Source organism: Paenibacillus sp. Root444D2, from assembly GCF_001426375.1.
Lineage (GTDB): Bacteria > Bacillota > Bacilli > Paenibacillales > NBRC-103111 > Paenibacillus_E.
The window spans coordinates 831,316-856,291 of record NZ_LMEO01000050.1; the positions used below are offsets into that span (position 1 = coordinate 831,316).

General features: G+C 43.7%; 25 protein-coding genes and 1 pseudogene. 19 read left to right on the forward strand and 7 right to left on the reverse strand.

Features of this window, described 5'->3' with window-relative positions:
• Positions 1-156: 156 nt before the first annotated feature.
• From ASD40_RS31065 to ASD40_RS31085, 5 genes are all read left to right on the forward strand, one after another.
• Positions 157-693 (forward strand): DUF4178 domain-containing protein, encoded by a 537-nt coding sequence (locus ASD40_RS31065; protein ID WP_057306975.1) that lies wholly within the window; start codon positions 157-159, stop codon positions 691-693.
• Between the two features lie 50 nt (positions 694-743).
• The gene (locus tag ASD40_RS31070; RefSeq protein WP_057306976.1) at positions 744-1,436 is read left to right on the forward strand and encodes a DUF4247 domain-containing protein; all 693 of its coding nucleotides are present in this window, start codon (positions 744-746) and stop codon (positions 1,434-1,436) included.
• Between the two features lie 180 nt (positions 1,437-1,616).
• Positions 1,617-2,438, forward strand: a complete 822-nt coding sequence (locus ASD40_RS31075; protein WP_057306977.1) for a YitT family protein — start codon at positions 1,617-1,619, stop codon at positions 2,436-2,438.
• Between the two features lie 129 nt (positions 2,439-2,567).
• Positions 2,568-2,762 (forward strand): hypothetical protein, encoded by a 195-nt coding sequence (locus ASD40_RS31080; protein ID WP_029193437.1) that lies wholly within the window; start codon positions 2,568-2,570, stop codon positions 2,760-2,762.
• A gap of 129 nt (positions 2,763-2,891) precedes the next feature.
• Positions 2,892-3,128 carry a Sec-independent protein translocase subunit TatA/TatB gene (locus ASD40_RS31085; RefSeq protein WP_057306978.1) on the forward strand — a complete coding sequence of 79 codons (237 nt, stop codon included), beginning with the start codon at positions 2,892-2,894 and terminating at the stop codon, positions 3,126-3,128.
• Between the two features lie 46 nt (positions 3,129-3,174).
• Here ASD40_RS31085 and ASD40_RS31090 read toward each other — a convergent pair whose 3' ends face one another.
• Entirely contained in the window at positions 3,175-4,329 is a 1,155-nt protein-coding gene (locus tag ASD40_RS31090) for an MFS transporter (protein ID WP_057306979.1), read from the reverse strand.
• Positions 4,330-4,438: 109 nt separating this feature from the next.
• On the opposite strand from ASD40_RS31090, the gene ASD40_RS31095 reads away from it, so the two are divergent.
• Positions 4,439-5,620 (forward strand): putative glycoside hydrolase, encoded by a 1,182-nt coding sequence (locus tag ASD40_RS31095; protein WP_057306980.1) that lies wholly within the window; start codon positions 4,439-4,441, stop codon positions 5,618-5,620.
• Between the two features lie 91 nt (positions 5,621-5,711).
• Entirely contained in the window at positions 5,712-6,665 is a 954-nt protein-coding gene (locus ASD40_RS31100; RefSeq protein WP_057306981.1) for a D-2-hydroxyacid dehydrogenase, read from the forward strand.
• A gap of 56 nt (positions 6,666-6,721) precedes the next feature.
• Here the strand turns inward: ASD40_RS31100 and serS are convergent, their stop codons facing one another.
• The 5 genes from serS to ASD40_RS31125 all read right to left on the reverse strand — a co-directional run bounded on the left by serS (position 6,722) and on the right by ASD40_RS31125 (position 11,347).
• Positions 6,722-8,005 (reverse strand): serine--tRNA ligase, encoded by a 1,284-nt coding sequence (gene serS / locus ASD40_RS31105; RefSeq protein ID WP_057306982.1) that lies wholly within the window; start codon positions 8,003-8,005, stop codon positions 6,722-6,724.
• Positions 8,006-8,311: 306 nt separating this feature from the next.
• Entirely contained in the window at positions 8,312-9,280 is a 969-nt protein-coding gene (gene pfkA, locus ASD40_RS31110; protein ID WP_057306983.1) for a 6-phosphofructokinase, read from the reverse strand.
• 34 nt (positions 9,281-9,314) lie between these two features.
• Positions 9,315-10,340 carry a tetraprenyl-beta-curcumene synthase family protein gene (locus ASD40_RS31115; protein ID WP_082562577.1) on the reverse strand — a complete coding sequence of 342 codons (1,026 nt, stop codon included), beginning with the start codon at positions 10,338-10,340 and terminating at the stop codon, positions 9,315-9,317.
• A 31-nt stretch (positions 10,341-10,371) separates the two neighbouring features.
• Entirely contained in the window at positions 10,372-11,004 is a 633-nt protein-coding gene (locus tag ASD40_RS31120; protein WP_057306985.1) for a hypothetical protein, read from the reverse strand.
• A 28-nt stretch (positions 11,005-11,032) separates the two neighbouring features.
• Positions 11,033-11,347, reverse strand: a complete 315-nt coding sequence (locus tag ASD40_RS31125; RefSeq protein ID WP_057306986.1) for a hypothetical protein — start codon at positions 11,345-11,347, stop codon at positions 11,033-11,035.
• A 226-nt stretch (positions 11,348-11,573) separates the two neighbouring features.
• Between ASD40_RS31125 and ASD40_RS31130 the strand changes: the two genes are divergently transcribed.
• The 6 genes from ASD40_RS31130 to ASD40_RS31155 all read left to right on the forward strand — a co-directional run bounded on the left by ASD40_RS31130 (position 11,574) and on the right by ASD40_RS31155 (position 18,018).
• A complete protein-coding gene (locus ASD40_RS31130; protein WP_057306987.1) occupies positions 11,574-12,908 on the forward strand; it encodes a hypothetical protein in 1,335 nt (444 codons plus the stop codon).
• 22 nt (positions 12,909-12,930) lie between these two features.
• Complete coding sequence (locus ASD40_RS31135) at positions 12,931-14,115, forward strand: MFS transporter (protein ID WP_057306988.1); 1,185 nt, start codon at positions 12,931-12,933, stop codon at positions 14,113-14,115.
• Positions 14,116-14,140: 25 nt separating this feature from the next.
• Entirely contained in the window at positions 14,141-14,830 is a 690-nt protein-coding gene (locus tag ASD40_RS31140) for an ABC transporter ATP-binding protein (protein WP_057306989.1), read from the forward strand.
• Complete coding sequence (locus tag ASD40_RS31145) at positions 14,827-16,173, forward strand: ABC transporter permease (protein ID WP_057306990.1); 1,347 nt, start codon at positions 14,827-14,829, stop codon at positions 16,171-16,173. The genes ASD40_RS31140 and ASD40_RS31145 overlap by 4 nt, the downstream gene beginning before the upstream one ends.
• Positions 16,174-16,186: 13 nt before the next feature.
• The gene (locus tag ASD40_RS31150; RefSeq protein WP_057306991.1) at positions 16,187-17,284 is read left to right on the forward strand and encodes an efflux RND transporter periplasmic adaptor subunit; all 1,098 of its coding nucleotides are present in this window, start codon (positions 16,187-16,189) and stop codon (positions 17,282-17,284) included.
• 86 nt (positions 17,285-17,370) lie between these two features.
• Positions 17,371-18,018, forward strand: coding sequence for a nitroreductase family protein (locus ASD40_RS31155; RefSeq protein ID WP_057306992.1), 648 nt, complete (start codon positions 17,371-17,373; stop codon positions 18,016-18,018).
• Positions 18,019-18,065: 47 nt separating this feature from the next.
• Here the strand turns inward: ASD40_RS31155 and ASD40_RS31160 are convergent.
• Positions 18,066-18,482: pseudogene (locus ASD40_RS31160) on the reverse strand (MMPL family transporter); the annotation flags it as partial.
• A gap of 358 nt (positions 18,483-18,840) precedes the next feature.
• Here ASD40_RS31160 and ASD40_RS31165 point away from each other — a divergent pair.
• The 6 genes from ASD40_RS31165 (at position 18,841) to ASD40_RS31190 (ending at position 24,925) form a co-directional block, all read left to right on the forward strand.
• Complete coding sequence (locus ASD40_RS31165) at positions 18,841-19,944, forward strand: amidohydrolase/deacetylase family metallohydrolase (protein ID WP_057306994.1); 1,104 nt, start codon at positions 18,841-18,843, stop codon at positions 19,942-19,944.
• A complete protein-coding gene (locus ASD40_RS31170) occupies positions 19,922-21,025 on the forward strand; it encodes a DgaE family pyridoxal phosphate-dependent ammonia lyase (protein ID WP_057306995.1) in 1,104 nt (367 codons plus the stop codon). Before ASD40_RS31165 ends, ASD40_RS31170 begins: the two co-directional genes overlap by 23 nt.
• Position 21,026: 1 nt before the next feature.
• Positions 21,027-21,785, forward strand: a complete 759-nt coding sequence (gene dagF, locus ASD40_RS31175) for a 2-dehydro-3-deoxy-phosphogluconate aldolase (RefSeq protein ID WP_057306996.1) — start codon at positions 21,027-21,029, stop codon at positions 21,783-21,785.
• Positions 21,778-22,794: a sugar kinase gene (locus ASD40_RS31180; RefSeq protein WP_057307110.1), complete on the forward strand. Its 1,017-nt coding sequence runs from the start codon at positions 21,778-21,780 to the stop codon at positions 22,792-22,794. Before dagF ends, ASD40_RS31180 begins: the two co-directional genes overlap by 8 nt.
• A gap of 8 nt (positions 22,795-22,802) precedes the next feature.
• A complete protein-coding gene (locus ASD40_RS31185; protein WP_442952748.1) occupies positions 22,803-23,519 on the forward strand; it encodes a GntR family transcriptional regulator in 717 nt (238 codons plus the stop codon).
• Between the two features lie 80 nt (positions 23,520-23,599).
• A complete protein-coding gene (locus tag ASD40_RS31190) occupies positions 23,600-24,925 on the forward strand; it encodes a GntP family permease (protein ID WP_057306997.1) in 1,326 nt (441 codons plus the stop codon).
• Positions 24,926-24,976: the final 51 nt, after the last annotated feature.

Consider the following 24,976-nt stretch of genomic DNA (forward strand, 5'->3'; position numbering starts at 1 on the left):
ATGATCCAACTGGCCGCCCTTAAGAACATCTAAAATATTATAGCACAAGTCATACACACATTTCCAGTAGCGTCTTACATAATGAGAACGAAACCTAACGCATAAGCTAAACGTATTACAAGGTAGAACAATAAACGGAACAGAGGAGAGTTTTCAATGTCCATATTTAAACGAGTCAGCAGCATCCTGCGTAGTCAAAAACAAGAACCAACAACAACACCTATAGGTAATCCACTTGAAGATGCCCGAGTAGGGGATATTGTTAATGTAGACTTAGAGGAGTACGTTGTTTCCGGCAAGGTCATTTATTTTGACCGCGGGTTTGCTCCACATCGTTACGCTTATTATTTACAAAGCGGCAAAAATATTCAGTGTTTGATTGTGGAAAAAGGGCGAACCTATGACTGTTTCCTTTGCAGCTTTGTCGAAGGCGCACTAGACGATCCGAATGATGTCCCTACTCGTTTGGAGCTTGACGAAGATGTTACCTTCGAATTGGAGTTTCATCGCAATGATGTCACTCGAACGGAAGGAAACACCGACTTCCGCAGCGGAGACGACATCATCTTTTGGAGATATTTTGGACCGGAACGTAGATTCTTCTTCCTCCAATGGCAGGATGGCAAATTTATTGCTCTTGAAGGAGAGCGCACGCCGGGCAATCAGATTAAATTTTTGAAATCGACGCCCTAGACAACCTATGTTATCATTAGAAATGTTTGGAAAGGAGGGATTACTGAAAAGTGAAAAGATGGACTTCATGGGTTTCTTTCTTATTGATCATCGCCCTTCTTACCGCGTGTGGCGCTGATGCCGGACGTTATATCAAAGATCAATATCCGTTAGTTAGTGTTGACGGCAAAGGGAGCAATCTCTCCAAGGTTTATCTAGTTGAAAACAAAAGCGTCCCTGCTGTTGCAGCTGAACTAGCATCAAAAGAGTCACCGAAGGAAAAGAGCAAGGAATCTGAAGATCAAATGTTCCTTGTTTATAATGATAAGGTCATTAACGTCCAAAAGGATCCTAGTGATAGTAAAAATACGCTTGTTCAGATCGATAGTATCGAATATGCCAAATCACATTACGACTCCTCGTTCTTGCAAGGTTATTTGACAGCCACCCTGCTTCAATCCCTATTCGGCGGGGGATGGTTCAATAATAAACGGCCTTACGATGATTATAGAGGCTATACCCGGACACCGTCTTATAATACAGGCGGCGGCAAGACGACCACTCCAACAACGGATGTATCGAAGGATAAGAAGCCAACAACGTCAGATCGAACGGGCAGCTTCAAAAGCGGTACAGGTACGCCAAGTTCAGGCAGCGACTCTACAACCCGCAAAAATGATGGTTCTACACCAAACAAGGTAACTAAACCATCTGTTAGTAAGCCTAGCACATCTAAGAAGACAGGCTCTTTCAAGAGACGTTAATTATTTGTTTTTATTAAGCTGTTGTCCATGAATTGGACACAGCTTTTTTTAATCTTAACAAAGGATTAACTTATTTCCATTAAAGTCCATTTAATTGACCTAAGGTAAATTATGATTGAAGTTTTAGAAGAATGAATTATACTTGCTTTATGCTGCATACTATTTTAGAGGTGATTTGTTTTGAAAAAGGCGCTAGACGCTTTCATTATTCTAATTGGCGCACTGCTTGTCGCGGTCGGCTTCAACATGTTCCTCATTCCTCACCAACTGCTTAGCGGCGGGGTTTCTGGATTTGCCATGATTATTGGTTATTTTACGAATTTTAACATTGGTTTCTTGTATTTATTGTTTAATCTGCCATTGATGATTTGGGGATTAGTTTCAATTGGACGTAGATTTATTATGATCAGTGTAGCGTCGGTCATATTAACGGCATGGTTGATGCAAATTATACCAACAAGCTATGTCGCGCAGGAACCCATTCTTGGTGCAGTTTTTGGGGGAGTACTCATTGGAATAGGAAGCGGTATCACTTTAAGAATAGGTGGCTCAAGTGGAGGCTTTGATATTGTTGGCTTGATTTTGACTCGAAAATTTGATTTCCCTCTCGGAACCCTTCTTTCATCCATGAACGGTGTGGTCATTGTTGCACTAGGCTATTTCAAGCAAAATTGGGATCTTGCTCTTTGCTCGATGCTGGCCATCTATATAAGCGGGAAAGTCGTCGACGCCATACATATTCGCCACGTCAAAGTGACCGCCTTCATTGTAACGAAACAAAAGGATGAGTTAATTAATGCACTGCTTCTCCTGCCTAGAGGTGTTACTTTAGTTAAGACAGAAGGCGCTTATACGAAACAGCAGCATGATATGCTAATGACCGTCACTACGCGCTATGAACTCGTAGAATTAAAGCGAATTATTAAGAAGATAGACCCGAAAGCATTCGTGAATATCGTTGAAACCGTTGGTGTTGTCGGAGAATTCCGCAAGCTTAAGTAAATAATCGAGCAATCCGCCTCTTTATTCCAAGTTGAATTGTGTTATAATGATACTAATTTCATATAGTTCTGGTTTCAACGTGAGTGGTTCAGGCGTAATTCGTATTCTAATCTTTTGATTGGAAGGGTGATGCTTGTGGAGACAGTCAAATTATCCAGGATTGTAATGAAATTAACACCCGAGTTGTACCCCTTCTTAACCAGCTATGAGCTGGACTCCGAGATCGTCCTCCGGTTTGGCATTGAGGCGCTCGAAGCAGAAGATGTCATGGAAATCATTCAGTTCAGCATTACGGAACATCATAAAGACGCCCTTTATCATTAAGGGGCGTCTTTTTCTGTTCAACTATGCTTTATTCATACATTGTTATTGAGTTTGTAATAATTAGTGTATATAGGTTATGATAAGAACATGATATAATAGTACTAAGATAAACTAATGGAGGTGTCTGGAATGGGAGCATTATCTCCTTGGCACATCATCTTAATTGCAATTGTTGCCCTTCTTTTGTTTGGGCCTAATAAACTGCCCGAACTTGGCAGAGGTTTTGGCAAAATGTTTCGTGAATTTAAAGATGCAACGAATGGAAATGGCGGTAATACAGCTACTGATGATCAGCCTGTACCGGTCCGTAAAGAGATTAATCCTGCAGAAGTCACGAATACCGAATCAGGACAAGTTCAGAAATAAGTCCAAACACCCGGCTAATTTTGCTACCGGGTGTTTTTATTTATGATTAGCTTCTTCTACGCATTACGGCTTGAGTACCGAAAAACATGCCTGCTGCTATTGCCGACATGACTGATGCAAATACATACATGCTAGCGCCTCCCCACTGCTCACTCAACCATCCGCCCACCGAACCGCCGATAATTCCCGCAAGACCCATGAACACCATAGCAAGAATAGATTGACCTGTTGAGCCAAATTGCTCAGGAAGCAGACGCACGACGTACTGTACAGCAACGATCCACAAAACAGCAAAGGTGAGCATATGTGTCGTCTGCAAACCAATTAACACCCATGGATCGCTGAATAACGTGTAGAGCAACCACCGTATCGTATATAAGACCGAAACGAGACCTAGGATGGTCAGTTCGTGATAACGATGTATGTACCGATTGATATAGGCAAATACCGGAATTTCCGTGCAAGCCGCAATGGCCCATGCCCAGCTTACCATAGAGTCCGTAGCACCTAGTTTACTCAGATATAAGCCTAGTAGTGCATCGTTCATTCGATGAGGAATGGATATCATCAAAACCATGATCATAAACCATAAGAAGTTTTTATTTTTGAAAATAGTACCGATCGTACTTAATGTTATTCGCTGTCCGCTGCCCTTCTCGTCTTTGATAAAAGCTAGCAGTAGAAATGGGAAGATCCACAACGCCCAATAAAAATACGGTATGTTGGCTACTCCACCTAATTCTTCGAGTAAAAGACCCGAAATTAGAGCAACACCCGAGAATCCGATTGAACCCCATAAACGGACGGATCCATACGACATCCCACGATGCGACGTTGATTTGACAACCAAATTGTCGATGAGTGGAATGGATGGCAGCAAGAAGAAATAAAGCATTAAAATAAATCCAAGGGTAAGCCCGAAACCTTTTGTTAAAAACAAGCCAAAACTTCCTAGTAAGGAAAGGCTCCAAAGTAAAAATACGATATTCCTTACTGAGTTGAATCGGTCGCTGACATATCCCCAGAATGGTTGTGCGAATATGGAGATAAACGGACCAATCATCATGAGGAGTCCAATCTCGCTAGCTGAATAGCCCTTACTTTGTAAATATAAAGGTAAATAAGGCAATAAAATGGCACTGGAAGCATAGTAAAAAAAATTAACGCCAGATAATGAAATAATTTGTTTATCTAGTTTCAATGGGCGGCTACCTTCTTTCTACAAACCTCTACAAATTTCCTCTGTGCGTAGTTTCGTGCTTGCTTTATAATAAAAGCTAGAAACAAAGATTGGAGAGGACTTATACATCATGGAAATATTACTTGCTTCACTTGCCCTAATCTGGGGCAATGTCACGGCCGCTAACCCGGATGCCACCTTTGAACAGCTCGTGCAAGCTTCTCTGAATGCGAAGAACGCAGTTGCTATTGTTCAACCTACACCATCCCAAGAAAAAGATCCTTTAGCACCTGTAAACAAAATGGATCCGCAGAAGGACGCACCCGTAATTAAAGGTATATACGCCACGGCCCATAGTGCGGGTGGATCTCGGCTCAGTACACTTGTGAAGCTGCTCGACGACACAGAACTGAACTCACTGGTCATTGATGTCAAAGATGATTGGGGCTACATCACATGGGAAACAGGGAACGCCGAGCTTGATGCCATGGGAACGACTCAGAAAATTATAGGTAATATGCCAGGTTTAATGACCACCTTGAACGAACATAACATTTATCCAATTGGCCGTATTGTTGTATTCAAAGACACGATTCTCGCCAAAAAGAAACCAGAATGGTCTTTCGTCAATCCAGATGGCACTCTGTGGGGTAACGGTAAAAACCCACCGGACAGCTTCGTAAATCCATATAACAAAGAAGTATGGGATTACAATATCGCAGTAGCAAAAGAAGCCGTAAAAGCTGGATTTAAAGAAATTCAATTCGACTACGTCCGATTCCCGGAAGGCTTCGAGAAAAGAGCTGACATTCTCAAATATACAAAGGATGAACGTTCACGTATTGATGCTGTCGCTTCTTTCGTCAAATATGCCAAAGAACAATTACAGCCGCTTGGTGTTCGTGTATCAGTCGATATATTTGGTTATGCGGCCTCTGTTCCGGCAGCCGAAGGCATTGGTCAAGATTTCGAGAAAATCTCTCAAAATGTGGATGTCATCGCTCCCATGATTTATCCAAGTCATTACAGCACTGGCTGGTTTGGCTCCAAAGTGCCGGATGCAGCGCCTTTTGTCACGATCGATGGAGCCTCCAAGGATACAACCAAGAAACTGGAAGCCATTGATAAGAAAGGTTGGAAGCCCATTGTTCGACCTTGGATTCAAGATTTTACAGCTTCTTGGGTACCTGGTTATATCAAGTACGGTAAACATGAAGTGGAAGAACAAATACGTGCTTTGAAAGAAAACGGCGTGAATGAGTTCCTTCTATGGAACGCTAATAACAACTACACACCTGGTGTGAACTATTAGCATGGAGACACCCTGAGGCTCAGAGAGCTCTCGGGGTGTTTACTTTCGTTTTCGGTTTGATTTATCATGTAATTAAAGGAGTTGAAATGCTATGAATATTGTCGCCATTACTGGGATGGACTTGACTACCATGCAACAGCAGATGCCGCAAGACTTGAAGGAACGCTGTCAATTTTATTGGTTTAAATCTTCAAGTGAAGCTGGGGAACACATTGCAGATGCTGATGTAATTATCACGGCTGGCCGCTTGAATCCGGACGCCCTCAAGCAGGCAACCAAGCTGAAATGGATGCAAACTATATCTGCCGGCGTGGATAAGCTTCCTCTCCAAGAGTTAGCCATGCGTGATGTCATTCTGACCAATGCCCGTGGGGTACATACGATCCAGATGAGTGAATTTACGCTAAGTCTTATGCTGCAATGGGTTCGTAAAGCGAATCTCCTTCATGAGCGTCAGCAAAGTAAAGTATGGGACAATCAAGTCAGTTTTGGTGAGCTTTATGGTAAAACGATTGGCATTATTGGTGCAGGTGCAATCGGCGAAGCTGTTGCTCGCAAAGCTAAGGCGTTTGATATGACTGTCATTGGGTTGAATCGTTCTGGTTCGCCTGGGCCTGCCTTCGATTCGACGGTCAGCGGAGAAGAAGGATTAACAACTTTGCTTACACAAAGTGATTTCGTCGTGCTTCTACTTCCTAGTACAGCTAAAACGCGAGGTTTCTTGACCAAAGAACATCTGCGCGTAATGAAACCAAGTGCTTTCTTAATCAATCTGGCTCGCGGTGATGTCATTGAAGAAGAGGATTTGATCCATGCGCTGCAAGAAGGCCAGCTGGCAGGCGCAGCACTCGATGTTTTTGAGCAGGAGCCATTACCGTCAACTTCTCCCCTATGGAACATGGATAATGTTATCATTACTCCGCATATCGCTGGATCTTCCGCTCACTACACAGAGCGAGTTTCCACCATTTTCTATCATAATCTAAGAGCTATATTAGATGGCACCGAAATGATGAATGTCGTAGATTTAACAGAAGGTTATTAACATACGATAACGTACCACAGCCCAAAGTGGATCTCCTAGGGATGTGGTACGTTATTTTATTTGTTCGGTATAACTGTGAGCCCTCTCATATAAGGTCTCAGAGCTGGTGGCAGATAGATTGAGCCATCTGCTTGCTGATGATTTTCAAGTAAAGGAATAAGAATTCTTGGCGAGGCGACAGCCGTATTGTTAAGGGTATAGCAATAACGCAGCTCACCGCTCTTATCCCTATAACGTAAGCCACTGCGGCGAGCTTGAAAGTCCAGAAGGCTTGACGACGAGTGCGTTTCTCCATAGCTATTCCGGCTAGGCATCCACGTCTCAATGTCATACTGCTTGTAGTTTTTGGCGCCCATATCTCCCGTACATACAGCAACAACACGATAAGGAAGCTCAAGTAATTCTAAAATATCTTCGGCATTCCGTGTGATTTGATCTAACATTTGATTAGCAATGGCGGGATCATTCTCACAAAGAATCACTTGCTCGACTTTGGCAAATTGATGAACACGATATAATCCGCGTACATCTCTACCTGCCGAACCCGCTTCTTTACGGAAACAATTCGATACAGCTGCCAGTTGTATCGGCCCCTTTGATAAATCTATTATCTCATCTGCATAATACGAAACCAACGGACCTTCCGATGTGCCTACTAACCATTTATTCTCATCCTGTAATTCATAGGTCTGGTCCTTCCCAGCCGGGAAAAAGCCCGCATTCTGCAGCGTCTCTTCCCGCACCATCAAAGGGACATCCATCAACGTGAACCCTCGATCTGATAGCAGATCAAGAGCAAGCTGTTGAACAGCTCTGTGTAAATAAAGCCCCATCCCTTTGAGGTAGTAATTCCGGCTTCCAGCCACCTTCACTCCGCGAGGGAAATCGAATAAATCTAACTCCTCACCGATTTGCATATGATCACGAGGCACAAATTCAAACGAGGTAGGCTGACCTAATACTTTCCGTACAACATTATCTTGATCGGTAGCCCCGATTGGAGTTTCAGGTGAAACCAGATTCGGTACGGTAAGCATTAACTCCTTGAAACGCTCCTCCAGTTTCGCAAGCCCCTCTTCGTATTCCGTTAATGTTCGGTTCCAGCCCCGGACCTGATCTTTCAGACCCTCAGCTTCTCCCTTTTTCTGCTCAGCCATACACTGAGCAATCTGAGCAGATGCACGATTGCGTTCTGTTCGCAGCTGATCCACTTGTTGATGTAGAAGCCTTTTCTTCTCATCTACCTCAAGCAGCTCATCAAGGGGACATTCCACCCCTTTATTTTGTGCCGCTTCCTTCACTTGATCCTGATGCATCCGAATCCATTTGATATCCAACATACCACTCACCGCTTCCTTTTCTATTATGGGAAAAAGACAAAGAACGCCCCTGTCCGATTGGGACGAGGAGCGTTCTGCTCGCGGTGCCACCCAACTTGATGATAACATTAACATGTCATCATCCGCTTGGTTCCGCGATAACGGGCGGTGCCGGTTTATTTAGAGTAAAGCGAAGTATCCTGCGCCTTACCGATCATGAACGTCTCCGAGTTGGAAGCTCTTCACAGACCTAATGTCGCTTTGTATTTGTTCGATATTATAAACGAAGATATGATACAGGTCAATAGCGTTTGTTCCAATGTAGACCTACTGGGATAAACGACTTGCCAATTCATAAAGTTCTGTATTAAAAGGACGCTTTGTATTGACAACTAAATCAATATCAGTAGCTACTAATTCCCCTTTGATCACACCGCATGCTTTGGAAGAATCGCCTTCCATAAGCTTACGTACAGCGAAATCACCGAGACGGCTTGCCAAGATTCGGTCATTGTGCGTAGGAGCCCCGCCGCGTTGGATATGGCCAAGAACAGTTACGCGAGGCTCAATACCAACAGACTCATTAATTTGTTTAGCAATCCCATCACCGGTTCCCGCTCCTTCAGCAACGAGAATGATACTATGACGTTTGCCATGGGAGAAGTTATCCTTCATACGGTTAGCTACTTCATTAATGTCGACCTCAACCTCAGGAACGATAATCGTTTCCGCACCGCTTGCTAGTCCAGCATAGAGAGCGATCTCACCGCAATGACGCCCCATGACTTCTACGACGGATGAACGTTCATGCGATGTCATGGTATCACGAAGCTTATTGATCGCATCCACAACAATGCTTACTGCTGTATCAAAACCGATAGTAAAGTCAGTGAATGGGATGTCGTTGTCAATTGTACCAGGCAGACCCATCGTTTTGATGCCCAATTTGCTTAGCTTATTGGCACCTTGATAAGATCCATCTCCACCAATAACGACCAATCCATCGATACCGCGTTTACGTAAGTTTTCAGCTGCAATTTGTTGGCCTTCTAGCGTTAAAAACTCTTTGCAGCGAGCGGTTTGTAGAATAGTCCCCCCACGTTGAATGATATCCCCAACGCTGCGCAAATCCATTTGGCGAATATCATCGTTAATTAAACCATGGTAGCCACGTTGTACCGCATAGACCTCGAGACCATGGAATAATGCGCTTCTTACAACCGCACGGACGGCCGCGTTCATTCCCTGAGAGTCTCCGCCGCTTGTTAGAACGGCAATTGATTTTACTGCTGACATTTCATTTCCTCCTTCAAATTCTTCTGAATGTCATTCATGATGACGTACGGATGTACATGCTATTTAGCCAGAAAAATAACCGGGTTAATGGACTATTTTTCATAAGACGCTTCGATATTTTCTTCACTTGCTGTTGGCCGTTGACCTTTGGATCCGACAAATAGAGCGCAAGCAAACCTTCGATTATCATACGATGAAATCGCGGATGTTCCAAGAACAAAATTTTGCTGCGAGCCTCTTGCACGATAAAGGCAATTCTCTCAACGGTTGCTTCCATAGATTCATAATAACTGCAAAAGTTCAGGTCTCCACCCAAGATATCTTCTTCCTGGTCGATTAAATAATCAAGTAGAATATGCAGCCCGCACACATAGGGGAAATAAGCCTCCCGTATCGAATCGACCTGCTTTTCACTCAAATGAGGATCACAAGCCGCAAGGAAAAGCATAAACATGCCTAACGTTGAACCTGTTGCTGCTGCAAATTCATTCCAAGAAATTTGGCTATACCTATGATGATGTTGATCCCACCACTGATGAAGCTCAGGCTCCCGCATATCCTTCCGAATATGCTTGTACACTTGTAAGTCGCAGTATAAGGCCACGAAATCTCGCACCTGATCGGCTACTTGAGCATATGACGGAAGCAGACTAATACAAGACTGACACTTTTGGACGAGATCTGTTAAATAGTTTCCGTCCTCTTTCTCTTGTCTGTATGCATAATAATCGTTCAAAGGCTTAGAAGGATCAACGGCATCCAACATCGATTGGTGTAATTGACGGAAATCCTGGGGATCCAAGGATGTACTGCGATCACATAGATTGTCTAAATAGTCGCTAATCGTTTGAAACGCAACAATGAGCGGGATGAGTACATGACGCATCGACAAATTAGCAGCCGCATAAACAGCGCCACCTTGACAATGAAATTGTTTCGTTGCGATGCTGGCTAATGCTTGGGTACGCAGCTCGCTATCTGGGATATTCTCCGCCTTTGATTTCCATATGGAAAGCTGATCGCTTACGTCCGGTAAAATATATCGGTACACCCTGACCATTAATCTTATTGGGCCTTGTGGAACCTTTGTGCTACTTTTGTCCAATTGCTTCAAGCAGACTTCCTCCACAACTTTGTTCATAGCAATACTGCAACAATAACTGCATTTCATATCGTTGAATATGCCGTAACCATTGATCAACAATAGGATTTTGAACCAGGGATACTTGTAACTCTACGATATCAATGAATACACAAGGGATCCATTCCGGAGAAGTAATAAGCACTTCAAGCTTCTGACGAAGGGCTTCATTGTCCAAATCCGCTAAGTCTTTTACTGTCAAATATTCACTCACACGTTGTAGTAAGTTAGAGAAAATAGGATGATGACCGACATCGTTGAACCAATACTTCGCATTGCTGTAGTCCCCCTCCATCCGATGCATCAGAGCATGCCAGTAGCTGCCTGTTGCATTCGTGATTTCCTGGGCAATATCATGGGATTTATCTAAACTCTCATTCAGTAAAAAAAGGCCCGCTTTAATCGCCAATCCATAAGACTCTTGCCCCGGACTACCTTGGGTCATCATAGCTGGGACAAGCGCTTCAATGCGTGCATCCATACTTCCATCCCACTCTTCTATCGGATATAAAGCAGGTAGATGCTCCAAGAGCGGCTTTGCAATAGCTTCCAGCCAGTTATCCCCATCCTTATTGCTATGCATGCAGTCATTCTCCCTTCATTGACAACCATTATTGGTGGGTTTTCGATTCCAATTCCTGATTCGCCCGGAACCAAAGATGAAGATCATTTATGATAGAAGCTAAGTCAGCAATTTCGGAATTCAAACGGCATGATGTGGGAAAATCGTCTTCCTTGTCCAGCTGATTTTGTTTGTAAATAATCGTCGTCTCTAGCTTCATAATACGGTCAGGTATTGCACCGCGAATTTGTTCCCAATGTAATAAAATATCAACACGCACACTGGGCGGATAAGAGTCCCACTCCGTTTCTAACACGGGAATCTCAATTCCGAGTCTGGCATCATAATGAAAATAGCAGCTCATTCTTCTGTTAAACCTCCTTGCAGTAAAAACTGGCTGCGACTTGTTCAAGAAACATTCTACCTTTAAATGTATCACTTCAAACCTTGGGTTTCCAGTTAAAATTGTATGTCAACCTGATTTCATTTTCTGGTATACTTAAATAACGTTTTTAAAAGGGAATTTTTAGTAAGAGTTACTCTTACGAAGCCAGTTTTGCTAAAGCAAAACTCTAAGGAGTGCGATTTGGATGACCGCTAAGACAATAAAAGAAAACATCTCATGGAAACAGCTCATCTCCTTTTTCCTCCCCCTCGGCCTTTCAGCAACTTTAGTTACCCTCTCGCATGTTATTATTAACAGCACCTTGGCCAGGGCCGATAATCCGGAAGTGGTCATTGCCAGCTATGCGCTGCCTTTAAGCTTACTTGGCCTTACCGAAAGACCCGTTGTTTTACTGCGACAAGCTTGCTCAGCACTTGTAAGAGACCGCATCTCATTTCGAGCCATGGCAGCGGTTAGTTCCTATGTATTTGCGTGCATCGTTCTAATTGGTCTTATTTTATGTTATACGCCTGTTGGAGAATGGGTATTTCTTTATTTTTTTGGAGTTGAACGTGAATTATTAGACACTACACTTAGTGTTTATCGCATCTTGATGTTCGTTAGCATTTTCTCAGGACTGCGGTGCTTATTTCACGGTATAATTATTTTTAATATGCGGACCAAATGGTTGACCATTGGTATGTGCGTTCGAATCGTCGCTATGTATTTGTTATCGTTATATTTTATTACGACAGATAATGTTTCTAGTGGCCGTGTTGGCGCCATTATTTTCTTAGTGGGAATGATTATTGAGGCTATGGTTGCTATATGGGAAGGAACTAACTTACTTCGAACCGTTATTCCAGAGAAGGCACCTGATCATCTGATTGAAACCAAACAACAAATTTTCAGCTTCTATAAGCCCCTTCTGTATTCTTCGATCATTGCCGTCATCATTGGACCTGCCATAAATGCCATACTAGGTAAAACAACGCATATACATTTAGCGATCTCCTCTTATGCCATTGCCGGCTCCTTGACTCAATTGGTTTTGAGTTTCTTTTCTTACATTCATCAAATTGTTTTGAATTTCTATCGCAAAGATGCTAGAACTGTCGTCCGTTTCGTCATCCTTCTTAGCTTTATTCCAGGAGCACTTATCGCTATTCTTGCCTATACAGCTCTCGGACCTTGGTTTATGACTCATGTCATGGGTGTTAATTCCGAACTGATGCATGCAAGCTTACTTGCCATGCGTATATTTATGATCATGACGCTTGTATTTCCGTGGCTGGATTACATGAACGGTATTATTATGCTGAGAGGCCAAACGAAAATCATGGTTTTCTCTCAAACGGCGAATGCTATCGTTACCGTGTTAACTTTATTCATCGCCATCTCTAATGTACCCGGCTGGAATGGTTTGATCGGTGCTCTCGCGCAATCGGTTGGCATGCTGGCTGAGCTTCTTGTTGTGTTCTTAATACTCAAACGAACATCCGAAAATGGACAAACGAATTTTTCTACAGAAAATTTGTAAAGAAATCGAGTGATAACTACAGATGAAAACGTCTATACCTACAAAGCCGCAAGACCACCTACTCAAATTGTTCACGTTTTCCTTTTTTATGACGATGGGGATTGTCGTTACTTTTTTCCCGCTTTACTTTGATTACAAAGGATATTCCAAGCTTCAAATCGGTTTGCTGTATGCCATTGGACCACTGATTGGGATAGCGACCAACTTGCTGTGGGGATTCCTTAGTGATCGCTTCCAAACGGTTAAGAAAATCATGATCATTCTGATTATTGGGCAGCTTATCACGGCCATCTTGGTATTTACTGCGGGCTGGTTCTCCCTGCTGTACATATGCTTAGCGATGTTTTTCTTCTTTCAGCAGCCCGTAAATTCATTGAATGACAGCCAGTTAATGCTAAGTATTCGAGATAGCGGTAAGAGCTACGCCTCCTTCCGCGTCTGGGGATCCATTGGTTTTGCTGTATCTGCCGGAGGTTTTGGATTAATTCTTAGACACTACGGTACTGGACTCACGCCAATATTATGCCTATTTACCATTAGTAGCACGTTAGTCATTGTCTTTTTATTAAAAGATGCGCGTCAAGGTGGCAAGAAGATGGCATTCGGGGGCATGCTCAATATCATTCGTTCCAAGAAGTTCATCTGGTTCTTAGTGTTAGTTATTATTATGTCCGTTTCACATCGTTTCAACGATGGATTCCTAGCCTTGTACATGCGCCAGCTTGGGGCATCTGCCTCTTTGATTGGCTATGCTTGGATGACATCGGCTCTTAGTGAAATTCCGGTGTTTTTCTTTCTGAGCAAGCATGGACATAGGTTCAAAGAATTACCCCTGCTTGCCTTTGCCGGAATCATATATGCCGTGCGTTTCTTCATTATGGGTTCAATTCAAGATCCTACATGGGTCATTGGAGTTCAATTGTTGCACAGTTTAACATTTGGTATCTTCTTATTCACGGCTAATCGCTATATTAGTCAAATTATTCCGGATGAGTATCGTTCCTCTGGGCAAGCCATTTTCGCTGTTGCATGGTCTAGTATTGCGGGACTAATTAGCGGCACGTTAGGCGGTTGGATTTTTGATCTAGCTGGTGGAAGCACAGTCTATGTTATTGCAGCTTGCTTATCGATCGTCGCGGCTATTGGATTTCTGGGCACTCATATTTTTCAAAACGATGAAAGTGAAAGTATGCCTAGTGGTCGATAAGTTTTAAATTGAAAGGGTTGATCACGTGTTAGCCATTGAACGGTTGTCTCACAGCTTCCGCACAGGCCAAGAAGAAACTCCCGTTCTTCATGAGCTGAATTTCCGCGTAGAGCAAGGAGAAATGGTTGCTCTGCTCGGCAGTTCAGGCTCTGGGAAATCAACACTGCTAAACTTGATGGCAGGCCTAATGAAGCCCACCCGTGGCAGTATTTTAATCGCTGGACAGGCCATTGAAAAAATGAGCGAAAACCGCTTGGCGGAATTTCGGCGGACTCATATCGGATTTATCTTCCAATCTTATGAATTAATACCACATTTAACCGTTCGTGAGAATGTGGAATTACCACTCGTATTCCAAAGTGTCGCAAGTCAAGAACGTAAACAAAGAGCGATGGCTCTCTTACAGCAGGTCGGTATCGGGGATAAGTCAGATATGTTTCCGTCACAGCTATCTGGAGGACAACAACAACGTGTCAGTATCGCTCGCTCCTTGATAACGAAGCCCGCTATCGTATTTGCCGACGAACCTACAGGTAATCTGGATACGAAGACGGAGAAAGAGATCATCGATCTCCTCATTGACTTGAACCAGAATGGCATTACGTTCGTTATTGTTACCCATGAGCATGAAGTTGCTCGCAGAACGCAGCGCATTTTGCAACTTCGAGATGGTTATTTACTGGAAGGAAATGAGCAGGAAGGTGAAACCGGATGAAACTTAAGGATTACCTTCGCCTTGGCTGGGATCAACTGCAGCGACGCAAGGTTGTGACAGCGCTTTGTACCGTCGGAATTGCCATTGGCTCGGCTTCCATCATGGTTGCTCTTGGCTTTGGCGAATCAATTCAACACTACAGTCAGAAGCAAATGAGCTTCTATCTCAAAACCGATGAAATTACAATCGTTGACCAAAACAGCGATCCTAACAGTCCTTCTAAAGTTACGTCAAGTAAGCTCGATCTCATTCGTACCTTTCCTCATGTTAAATCGGTTGCTAGTTTTCAAGATTTAGGGCAATTCAGCTTCACTGTCGATGACGGCAAACAAAGCTACCTTAATCTCAAGGCAACGGAGTTGAGTACTTTAGAGGACTTTGACTCCAAGTTCCAACAAGGAGGGGCTAGTGATCAGGATAATAATATCGTCCTCAATTATGGAGCTACACTTGGTGTCTTGGATGTAAAGACGCAGGAAGTACGTAATAAACTTATGCAGCAAAATCCTAGCAAGGAACAGTCCGAAACCTATCGTCAAATGGGTGCTATTCCTTACCCTCTATATCAAAAGCAAATTTCATTGAAATCGAATAATAACCAAGAGCAGTCAGGTAACCAATCAGGGACTACAACTCAACCAAATGAGGTGACAGTTCGCGTCATTGGCGTACTGAAAAAGCCCGATGGATTGCCAGAATCCATGCTGCAAGGGAACAAATCCGCCTATGTCTCCCCTGAAACAGGACTCAAAATTCTACAAGCCCAAAATAAGTCCTCAACGAATAGACATGTTCAATATTCAGAAGTTAGAGTCAAAGTTGATAGCAGTATGAATGTGAAACAAGTTGATGAAATGATTAAAAAACTTCAACTCACAACACAGACTAATTTGTATCAAGAAGATCGCATGAAAGGCGAATTTGCCATTGTTAGATTGCTGCTCACCGGTGTTGGCCTTTTTGTTCTCTTCGTAGCTTCCATATCCATCGTGGTCGCGATGACAATGTCCACTCATCAGCGCAGGCGACAGATTGGAATCATGAAAGTACTTGGCGCGAATTTGAAACAAATCCGCAATATGTTTATCGTGGAATCTTCGCTTCTAGGCATGCTAGGCGGCTTTGTAGGTATTTTGCTCTCTTATTGGGTCATTTGGGGAATTAATTTGATCATTATCCGATTTGGTTCCAATAGAGGGGATCCCGTGGAAATTTTATTTATAAGCTTATGGATTCTTCCAGTCGGCATGTTTTTTGCAATTATGACGGGCGTTCTTTCGGGTCTATACCCTGCAGTTAAAGCTTCTCGAACCGATGCGCTAACCGCAATTAAACGAGAATAGGAGATTGTTTAGCATGAGGAAAAAGAAAACATGGATGCTAATTCTAACGGCAGTCATTGTCTGCGGCATTAGCAGCATTCTATACATATCAAGCCATCCTAATCAAATGAATACAAAGAATGCCGACGCAGGTGCTGCGTTCAATGCCCTACAATTCAAAGTTACAAAAGAAGATCTTGTTAATAGCATTGAAGTGAAAGGAAAGTCTTCTTATGAGAAGGAGACTCGCGTCTACGCCCCCTTCACCGGCGAAATAAAAGCCTGGCACATAACTGACGGGGCTCAAGTAAAAAAGGGGCAGCAGTTGTTTGAGCTTGATGCCACTCCGCTAAGAAGTGAAATTGCAGCACTACAATCAAACTTGAAGAAACAAAAGTTGGAAGCCGACTTAGCCAATTTCAAAGCTGCTGGGCCTGGGGGGGATACTGTCGCTGCAGGTGCTGTTAGTGAAGATGATGCCCGCCAGCGCTTCGCCGCGTCAGAAGGACGTAAAATTCAAGAACAGTTGAATGCGGTCAATGATCAATCCATTCAATTGCAATTGGCTAAGAAACAAGAGAAAGTAGAACAAGCTTCCTTCGTTGCGCCTGAGAATGGCATCTTCTTATTCGAAGACTCCTCCAAAATTCCTAAGTCTGTCGAAGAAAGCGTGCGTATCGGTAAAATCGTAGATTTGACGAGATTACAGTTGGTTTGCACGGTTGGTGAATTTGATGTATTTCGAATTAAGCCAGATATGCTCGTGCAAGTAAAAGTAGACGCGCTCAAACAGAAAAAGCTTCAAGGTAAGGTTGAAAAAGTATCCAAGTTTGCCAAGTCTGGCACGGAGCAAGGCACGAGTTCAGCTCAATTCGAAGTTACCATCTCATTAGAACCAAATGAGCAGCTAATCGCCGGACTCAGCCTCTCAGGCACGATAGAAACAGATAAAAAGCCACAAACTATTGTCGTACCTACATTAGCCGTGCTTCACGAGAAAGAAGTCTACTACGTGATGCTGCAAACGGCTCAAGGCGTAGAACGCCGTGAAATTGAGATTGGGTTGGAAACCCCTGAGAAAACCGAAGTGCTAAAAGGTCTGAATGAAGGCGATACGGTTGTGCTGCAATAACAACTGCTTTATAATAACGATAAAGTCTTAGTACCAAGTAACAAAATATGCACAATTCAAGCAGCAAAGGCAGGTAGTTGTTTTTTATGAATTATGAAGATTTTAAGTCGATTGTACTCGAGCGCCGCAGTGTTCGAAACTTTACAGAACAAGAAGTTGCCACGGAAGATATTCGTGAAATTATCGACTGTGCCAGATATGCACCCAGCGATACGAATTCCCAAACTTGGAAGTTTATTGCGGTAAGAAATACAGAGAAAATCAAACATATCGAACAATTGACCTGGGACCAACTGCATCTTCGTGCGTCGGCTGCCGAGGAAAAAGGTCTTTCGCGAGAAGCACGCTTGCTAGTGAAATCATTCGGTCCCTACGCCACAGCGTTCTCCGATGCTCCCGTTCTTATCATTTGCTTAGCAACGCCTTATGAATCGAAGTTCCGTGATCGTATTTTTGATCCGATTCAACTCGTCGATGACACCGTATGGGCCGAAGAAGGCATTAAGAGCTCCTGTTTAGCCTCTCAGAACCTGATGCTCGCCGCGCACGCTAGAGGCTTGGCAACATGCCCGATGACGGGCCCCGTGCTGCTAGCCCAAGATCAAATCCGAACTTATCTGGACATCCCGGAAGAATGTCAGATTAATATGGTCATCGCCCTCGGTTATCCGAAGGATCGTCCAGGCAAACTGGCACGCAAAGAAGTCGATGATATTCTTCAAATTATTGACTAATAGGATCGAATAAGGAGCTGCCGCATTCTGCGGACAGCTCCTTTTGTTTAGGCGCGTTTGTTTTCATATTGGGCTTGTGGTTGTTGTTTGATTTTACCCGGCCAGAAGGACGCCTCTCCAAGCAGCATCGTAATCGAAGGTACGAGGAATGGCCTAACAATAAATGTGTCTAGGATAACGCCGATTGCACAGATAACACCGAATTGGACAAGCACTTGAATGGGCAGTGAGGCTAGAACTGCGAACGTTCCAGCGAGAATTAAGCCCGCAGAGGTGATGACACTGCTCGTTTGGCTGACGCCTAGGCGTATCGCATCCTTCAGCTTTAAGCGATTTCGCTCTTGCCATATGCTAGATACCATGAAGATATTGTAATCCTCTCCTAAGGCAACGAGGAAAACAAACGCATAGAGCGGAATTAATCCCTGAATGGCCGACGTGTCCATGAAGTAATGCAGAATCAGCTATAAAATGTTCCCGCGTGAAAGTGAAGCAGCTAAACAAATCATCGACATCTTATGGCATGGTTTATTCCCTCAGTGATAATTTAAAGCCTATACAATTCCTTCCCCCCATAGGACTTGTATAGGCTTTTACTTATATGTTCTCATCATCAAATTCCATGGCTAATTTCTTGGAAAAATTTAATTTTTTTAAACATTATAACGTTATATTTACTTCGATAATTTTCTGTGCTATTGTAACATTATAACGTTATATTCTTTACAACTAATCACACTTCTCTCCTATGTATGTGAGGAGATATCTAGGCAATCTTAAATGTAAGCGTTAATAATTTGATTGCAGAAAAAGGTGACAAACATGCAAGAGAGATTCGTATTGCACAATGTAAAGCACGTAAATGGAGAATGTCTCGATATTGTAATTGAAGACGGGAAAATCGCTGACTTAACCAGATCTGGGAGCGGACATGGGAACCAGATCATTGATTATTCTGGTGTTTATGTCTCGAGTGGCTGGATTGATCTGCACACCCATGCTTTTCCTGACTTTGATCCCTACGGCGATGAAATCGATGAGATCGGAATCAAGCAAGGTGTAACCACCATTGTAGACGCAGGAAGTTGCGGTGCTGACCGAATTGCAGACTTAGCTGCAAGTAGGGAACGAGCCCAAACGAACTTGTTTGCCTTTTTGAACATTTCACGTATTGGTTTGGAAAGAGTCGATGAATTATCCAACATGGCATGGATCGATAAGAACAAGGCTGTGCAAGCCGTAAATCAATATAAAGATATCATTGTTGGATTAAAGGCAAGAATAAGCAAAAGTGTTGTTCGTGACTGCGGCATTGAACCTTTGCTCGCTGCGCGTGCAATTTCTCATGAAACCTCTCTCCCATTGATGGTTCATATCGGTTCAGGACCGCCGAGTATCGAAGATATCCTTTCACTTTTAGAGAAAAAAGATATCATTACCCATTATCTGAATGGGAAAGCTAATAATCTTTTTGATGAGGATGGAAAGCCGTTATACGCGTTTACGGAAGCTATTGAAAGAGGCGTGCATCTGGATGTTGGTCACGGCACGGCAAGCTTTTCCTTTAAAGTTGCGGAAGCAGCGAAACAACATCATATCGGTTTAGATACCATCAGTACAGACATCTACCGCGGGAACCGATTGAACGGTCCGGTATATAGTATGTCCCATGTACTCTCGAAATTTCTTTACTTAGGGTACTCCCTTGAAGAGGTCATCGCAGCGGTCACCACACATGCAGCAAATTGGCTAAATAAGCCAGAACTTGGTCGAATTCAAATTGGTGACATTGCCAATCTAACCCTGTTTACAGTTCTTCAAAATGAACCGACTGAACTTGTTGATTCTGAAGGCGACAAGCGTATAGCAGAACAAATCTTACAAGCCAAAGGAGTGGTTGTGAATGGCTCTCTCATTAAATGCTAAATATGATCTAAAGCGTGTCATCAATGCAAGTGGACGAATGAGCATTCTAGGTGTATCTGCTCCGACTGATACGGTCATGGAAGCCATGAAGCATGGCGGGCAAAATTACGTTGAGATCGCAGATCTCGTTGATAAAGCAGGCGACTATATCGCTAATATCCTAGGTTCCGAAGCTGCGGTTGTCGTCAATTCCGCCTCAAGCGGCATCGCACTCTCTATCGCAGCTGTTGTGACTGAAGGGAATCGTCGCAAGAGTGAACGTCTGCATCAAGAGCCTATTCCCAAAAGCGAAATCATCATGCTCAAAGGTCACAATGTCCAATACGGAGCACCCGTTGAAACAATGATCTACTTGGGAGGCGGAAAGCTAGTAGAAGTTGGCTACGCCAATGAGGGTAAAGCTGAGCATATCGAAGATGCGATTACTGAAACTACAGCTGCCATACTTTACGTGAAATCCCATCATGCCGTCCAAAAAAATATGATTTCTGTTGAAGAAGCATGGGAGATTGCAAAGCGAAATGGTGTTCCGCTTATCGTAGATGCAGCCGCAGAAGAAGATATTCAAAAGTACGTAAAATACTCAGATCTTGCCATCTACAGTGGTTCAAAAGCCATTGAAGGTCCAACTTCAGGGATTATTGGCGGGAAGCGTTGCTTTATCGAGTGGGTAAAAGTACAACTGTATGGAATTGGGCGAAGTATGAAAGTAGGCAAAGAAACTACCTTCGGCTTACTTCAAGCGCTTGATGAGTACGGCGTCAAAGAGGATAAAAGCGAACAGGAAAAAGCAGCTTTGCAAGTATTAATGCCTCTCAGTGAAATAAAAGGTTTAAAAGTGACCATTGTACAGGATGAAGCCGGTCGTGCGATTTTCCGCGCACGCATTCAAATTGATCCTGAGCAAGCAGGCACTACGGCCAAGGAAGTAGTCGCAGGCCTGCAGAATGGTGAGATTGCTATCTACACACGCGATTATGGCGTGAGACAGGGCTATTTCGATATCGATCCACGTCCGCTTCAGAGCGATGACATTGAGGTTATCGCTGCTCAAATACGTAAACTACTAGGAGGCCACTAACATGTCCAACATTACAAAACGTTTCTACAAAGGCCGCGCGGCATTGAATGTATTGGCTAATAGTGTAGAAAATGCTAAAGAGATATTTGAAGCAGCGGAGGGTTACGTCCTTGTTGGCGTTCTTTCCAAAGACTATCCTACGGTTGAATTAGCTGTAGAAGCGATGAAAGAGTACGGAAAAGCCATTGACGAAGCCGTATCGATCGGACTTGGCGCTGGCGATAATCGTCAAGCTGCAGTTGTCGCAGCCATTGCGAAGCACTATCCCGGCAGCCACATTAACCAAGTATTCCCTGCCGTAGGTGCAACACGCGCCAATCTGGGCGACCAAGATAGCTGGATTAACAGTTTGGTGTCCCCTACTGGACGCGTTGGCTATGTCAATATCTCAACAGGTCCAATAAGCGCTGCGCAATCCGAGCTTGCAATTGTACCTATCAAAACAGCTATTGCGCTTGTCCGCGACATGGGCGGCAATGCCTTGAAATATTTCCCGATGAACGGCTTAAGCTGCGAAGACGAATTGCGCGCTGTTGCGCAAGCATGTGGAGAAGAAGGTTTCGCATTAGAACCAACAGGCGGCATCGACATGGATAATTTCGAAACGATCCTGCGTATCGCACTGGAAGCTAAGGTTCCGCAAGTCATCCCACACGTGTATTCATCGATCATCGACAATGCTACTGGAAAGACGAGAGCCTCAGATGTCCGTAAATTACTGGGGATCATGAAGAAACTGGTTGATCATCATGGTGGCTAAACGAATTGCTGCTTTTGGAGAGGTCATGATGCGCTTGCAGGTGCCGGGGTATGAACTCTTATCCCAAGCTAGCAGTTTGAATTATTCTTTCTCCGGTACTGGCGTGAATGTAAGCTCAGCGCTAGCTCGCTTAGGGCATACCGGGCACCTGATATCCAGATTGCCAGCTAATGCCGTAGGAGATGCTGCAGAATCGTATTTGCGAAAATTAGGTATCTCTCAATCGTTCATTGTTCGAGGCGGTAACTACTTGGGCATGTATTTTTTAGAAAATGGATTCGGTGCGCGGCCCAGCCGCGTAACGTACTCCAACCGTCAGGAAAGCAGCTTTAACACGGCACCTGAAAGTACTTATCATTTCGCTGAAATCGCTAAAAATATCGATATTGTCCATTTCTGCGGCATTACCTTAGCCATGAATGATAATGTGCGGCGGCACATGAAAGATTTGGCGAGAGCGGTCAAAGCGAATGGCGGCACGGTTGTTTTCGATTGCAACTATCGTCCTGCACATTGGGGTGAAGGCGGCTATGCAAAGGCAAAACCGCATTATGAGGAAATGCTGCAGCTGGCTGACATTGTCATGATGAATGAAAAAGACGCGATGTTTACCCTCGGTATGCCTACCGATCAGATCGAAAGTCAAGAACAATTGATGGAGCTGATTCCAGCCGTCGCGGAGCAATATCAGATCTCTGTCATAGCAGGCACACACCGTAACATTAACGGTGACAACACACATTCCTTGCGCGGATTTATCTATAAGGACTCTAGCTTCACCTTTTCTAATCTGCTCACGTTTTCTATCTATGATAGAATTGGTGCAGGAGATGCCTTCACGAGCGGTATCGTACACGGAGAAATCCAAGGATTTTCACCGGAGAAAACAGTCGGGTTTGCAGCGGCCGCCGGCATGCTTGCACATACGATTGTAGGCGATACTCCGATGTCATCAGAAGGCGATATTCTTCGTGCGATGACGGAAGCCGTAGGCGATGTAGAAAGGTAGTGATTGGATTGGCGAATTTATCCCGCAATAAAAGACCATTATATTTACAAATCATGAATATCCTGAAGGATCGCATCTTACACGGTGTGTATCCCTTGGGAATGAATATACCTTCAGAGCCACAGCTAGAGCAGGAATTCGATGTGAGTAAGATCACCATTCGCAATGCCATCAAAGAACTTGCCCAAGAAGGATATTTGGAAAAGAGCAGCGGCAAAGGGACCAAGGTTATACGAAATGCTTCTACATCCAAGCTTTCCAAATGGAAGCGTTTCACAGAAGTTCTAGTTGAAGAAGGCCATCAAATTCACAAGCAATTATTGCGAGCTGAAATTGTAACGAATGATGTAGGCACAGAACCTTATCAATTATTTGGTGAGCACTGCTTGTTCATCGAGCGTCTTTATCATTTGAATGACACACCCTATATCCACTACTCCCACTATCTATCCATGCAAATGTCTAATATCGAACAATCGGATTTGAATGATCAATCCTTGTATGAATTGCTTGAGGAGAACGGAATTGCCTTAGAAAAGTATCGAGATGAGTTTGCTGCTGCCACTGCTCCTTCTTATGTGGAAGAAATCTTGCATGTAAAAGAAGGAACCCCGCTATTGAAGAGATTACGTTATTCGTATGATGAACGAGGCGATCTGATCGAATTCAGCAAAGGATATTACAACACGGTCATGCACAACTATGTAGTCAATTACGACAGTTAGGATACATGGAGAAAACGCAGTTTCCTTTTCTCGTCTATACATTGATAGCGCTTACTACACCATGAGAAGAGGGATTATATATGAATATGTATCTATTAATGGTTACATTATTAGCGATTGTGATTGTTATTTTAGGAGTAGCCTGGTGGAAATGGCATGCGTTTATTAGTTTAACCGTTGCCAGTTTGTTCTTAGCGATTATGGCTGGGTTATCCATGGATAAAATCGTGGGTGCCTATGAAACCGGAGTTGGAAACGTTTTAGGCCATTTAGTTGGCATATTGGCGCTAGGTACGATTTTGGGGAAAATGATGTCAGATTCAGGCGCAGGCACACAAGTCGCCAATTTCTTTATACGAGTTTTTGGTGAAAAAAGATTGCCTTGGGCCATGCTGCTCTCCGGTTTTATTATAGGGATCCCTGTATTTTTTGATGTAGGGATTGTCATGCTGCTGCCTTTGGTTATTTCCATTCACAAATCAACGAAACAAAATATTTTGTTAATCGGCCTGCCTGTCATCGCCGGATTATCTATTGTCCACGGTCTTGTACCACCGCATCCTGGTGCTATGACGGCCATCGGCATCTATAAAGCTGATATCGGAAAAGTATTAATCTACTCTCTCATCATTGCGATCCCAGCTGCGGTCATTGCAGGTCCTTTGTTTGCTAAATGGGTTCATAAACGTGTAATTCCAGAGAATGAACCCGTGCTGCTCAGCGCAAGCACAGAGCCTGAGAAACTGCCAGGAGCCGGCATTTCGTTTTTCATTATTTTATTGCCTGTCTTATTGATGGTCTTGTCGGTTGTTGCACCCTATCTATCACTGCCAGTCGGATTTATGAAATTCCTAGTCTTCATTGGGAATTCGGTTATTGCGCTTCTAATCTCATGTTTTGCTGCCTTCTACTTCTTAGGCATCCGCCAAGGAATGAATAAAAACTATATCAGCAAGCTATCCCATGAATGCCTATTACCTGTAGGTTCGATTATTTTAATTATCGGTGCTGGCGGCGGGTTTAAACAGATCCTTATCGCGAGCGGCGTCGGTACATCCATTGCTCAGATGGCCGAGAATATCTCCCTTTCTCCTATTGTTCTAGCTTTCATGGTTGCTGGATTAATCCGAGTCGCAACAGGTTCGGCAACCGTCGCATTAACGACTGCGGCTGGTATCGTTTCGCCGATTGTTGAGCACATGTCAGGCGTGAATTTGGAGCTTCTCGTAATCGCCACGGGCGCTGGGTCGCTCATGCTCTCTCACGTCAATGACGCCGGCTTCTGGATGGTCAAAGAATATCTCGGGTTAACAGTCAAAGAAACGTTTAAAACATGGACGGTACTCGAGACACTGCTCTCGTTTATTGCCTTTGGAACCGTGCTTATCGTCGATATGTTCGTATAATTAACGCAAAAAAGACAGCCCCGAGAGATACGGGAACTGTCTTTTGTTGTT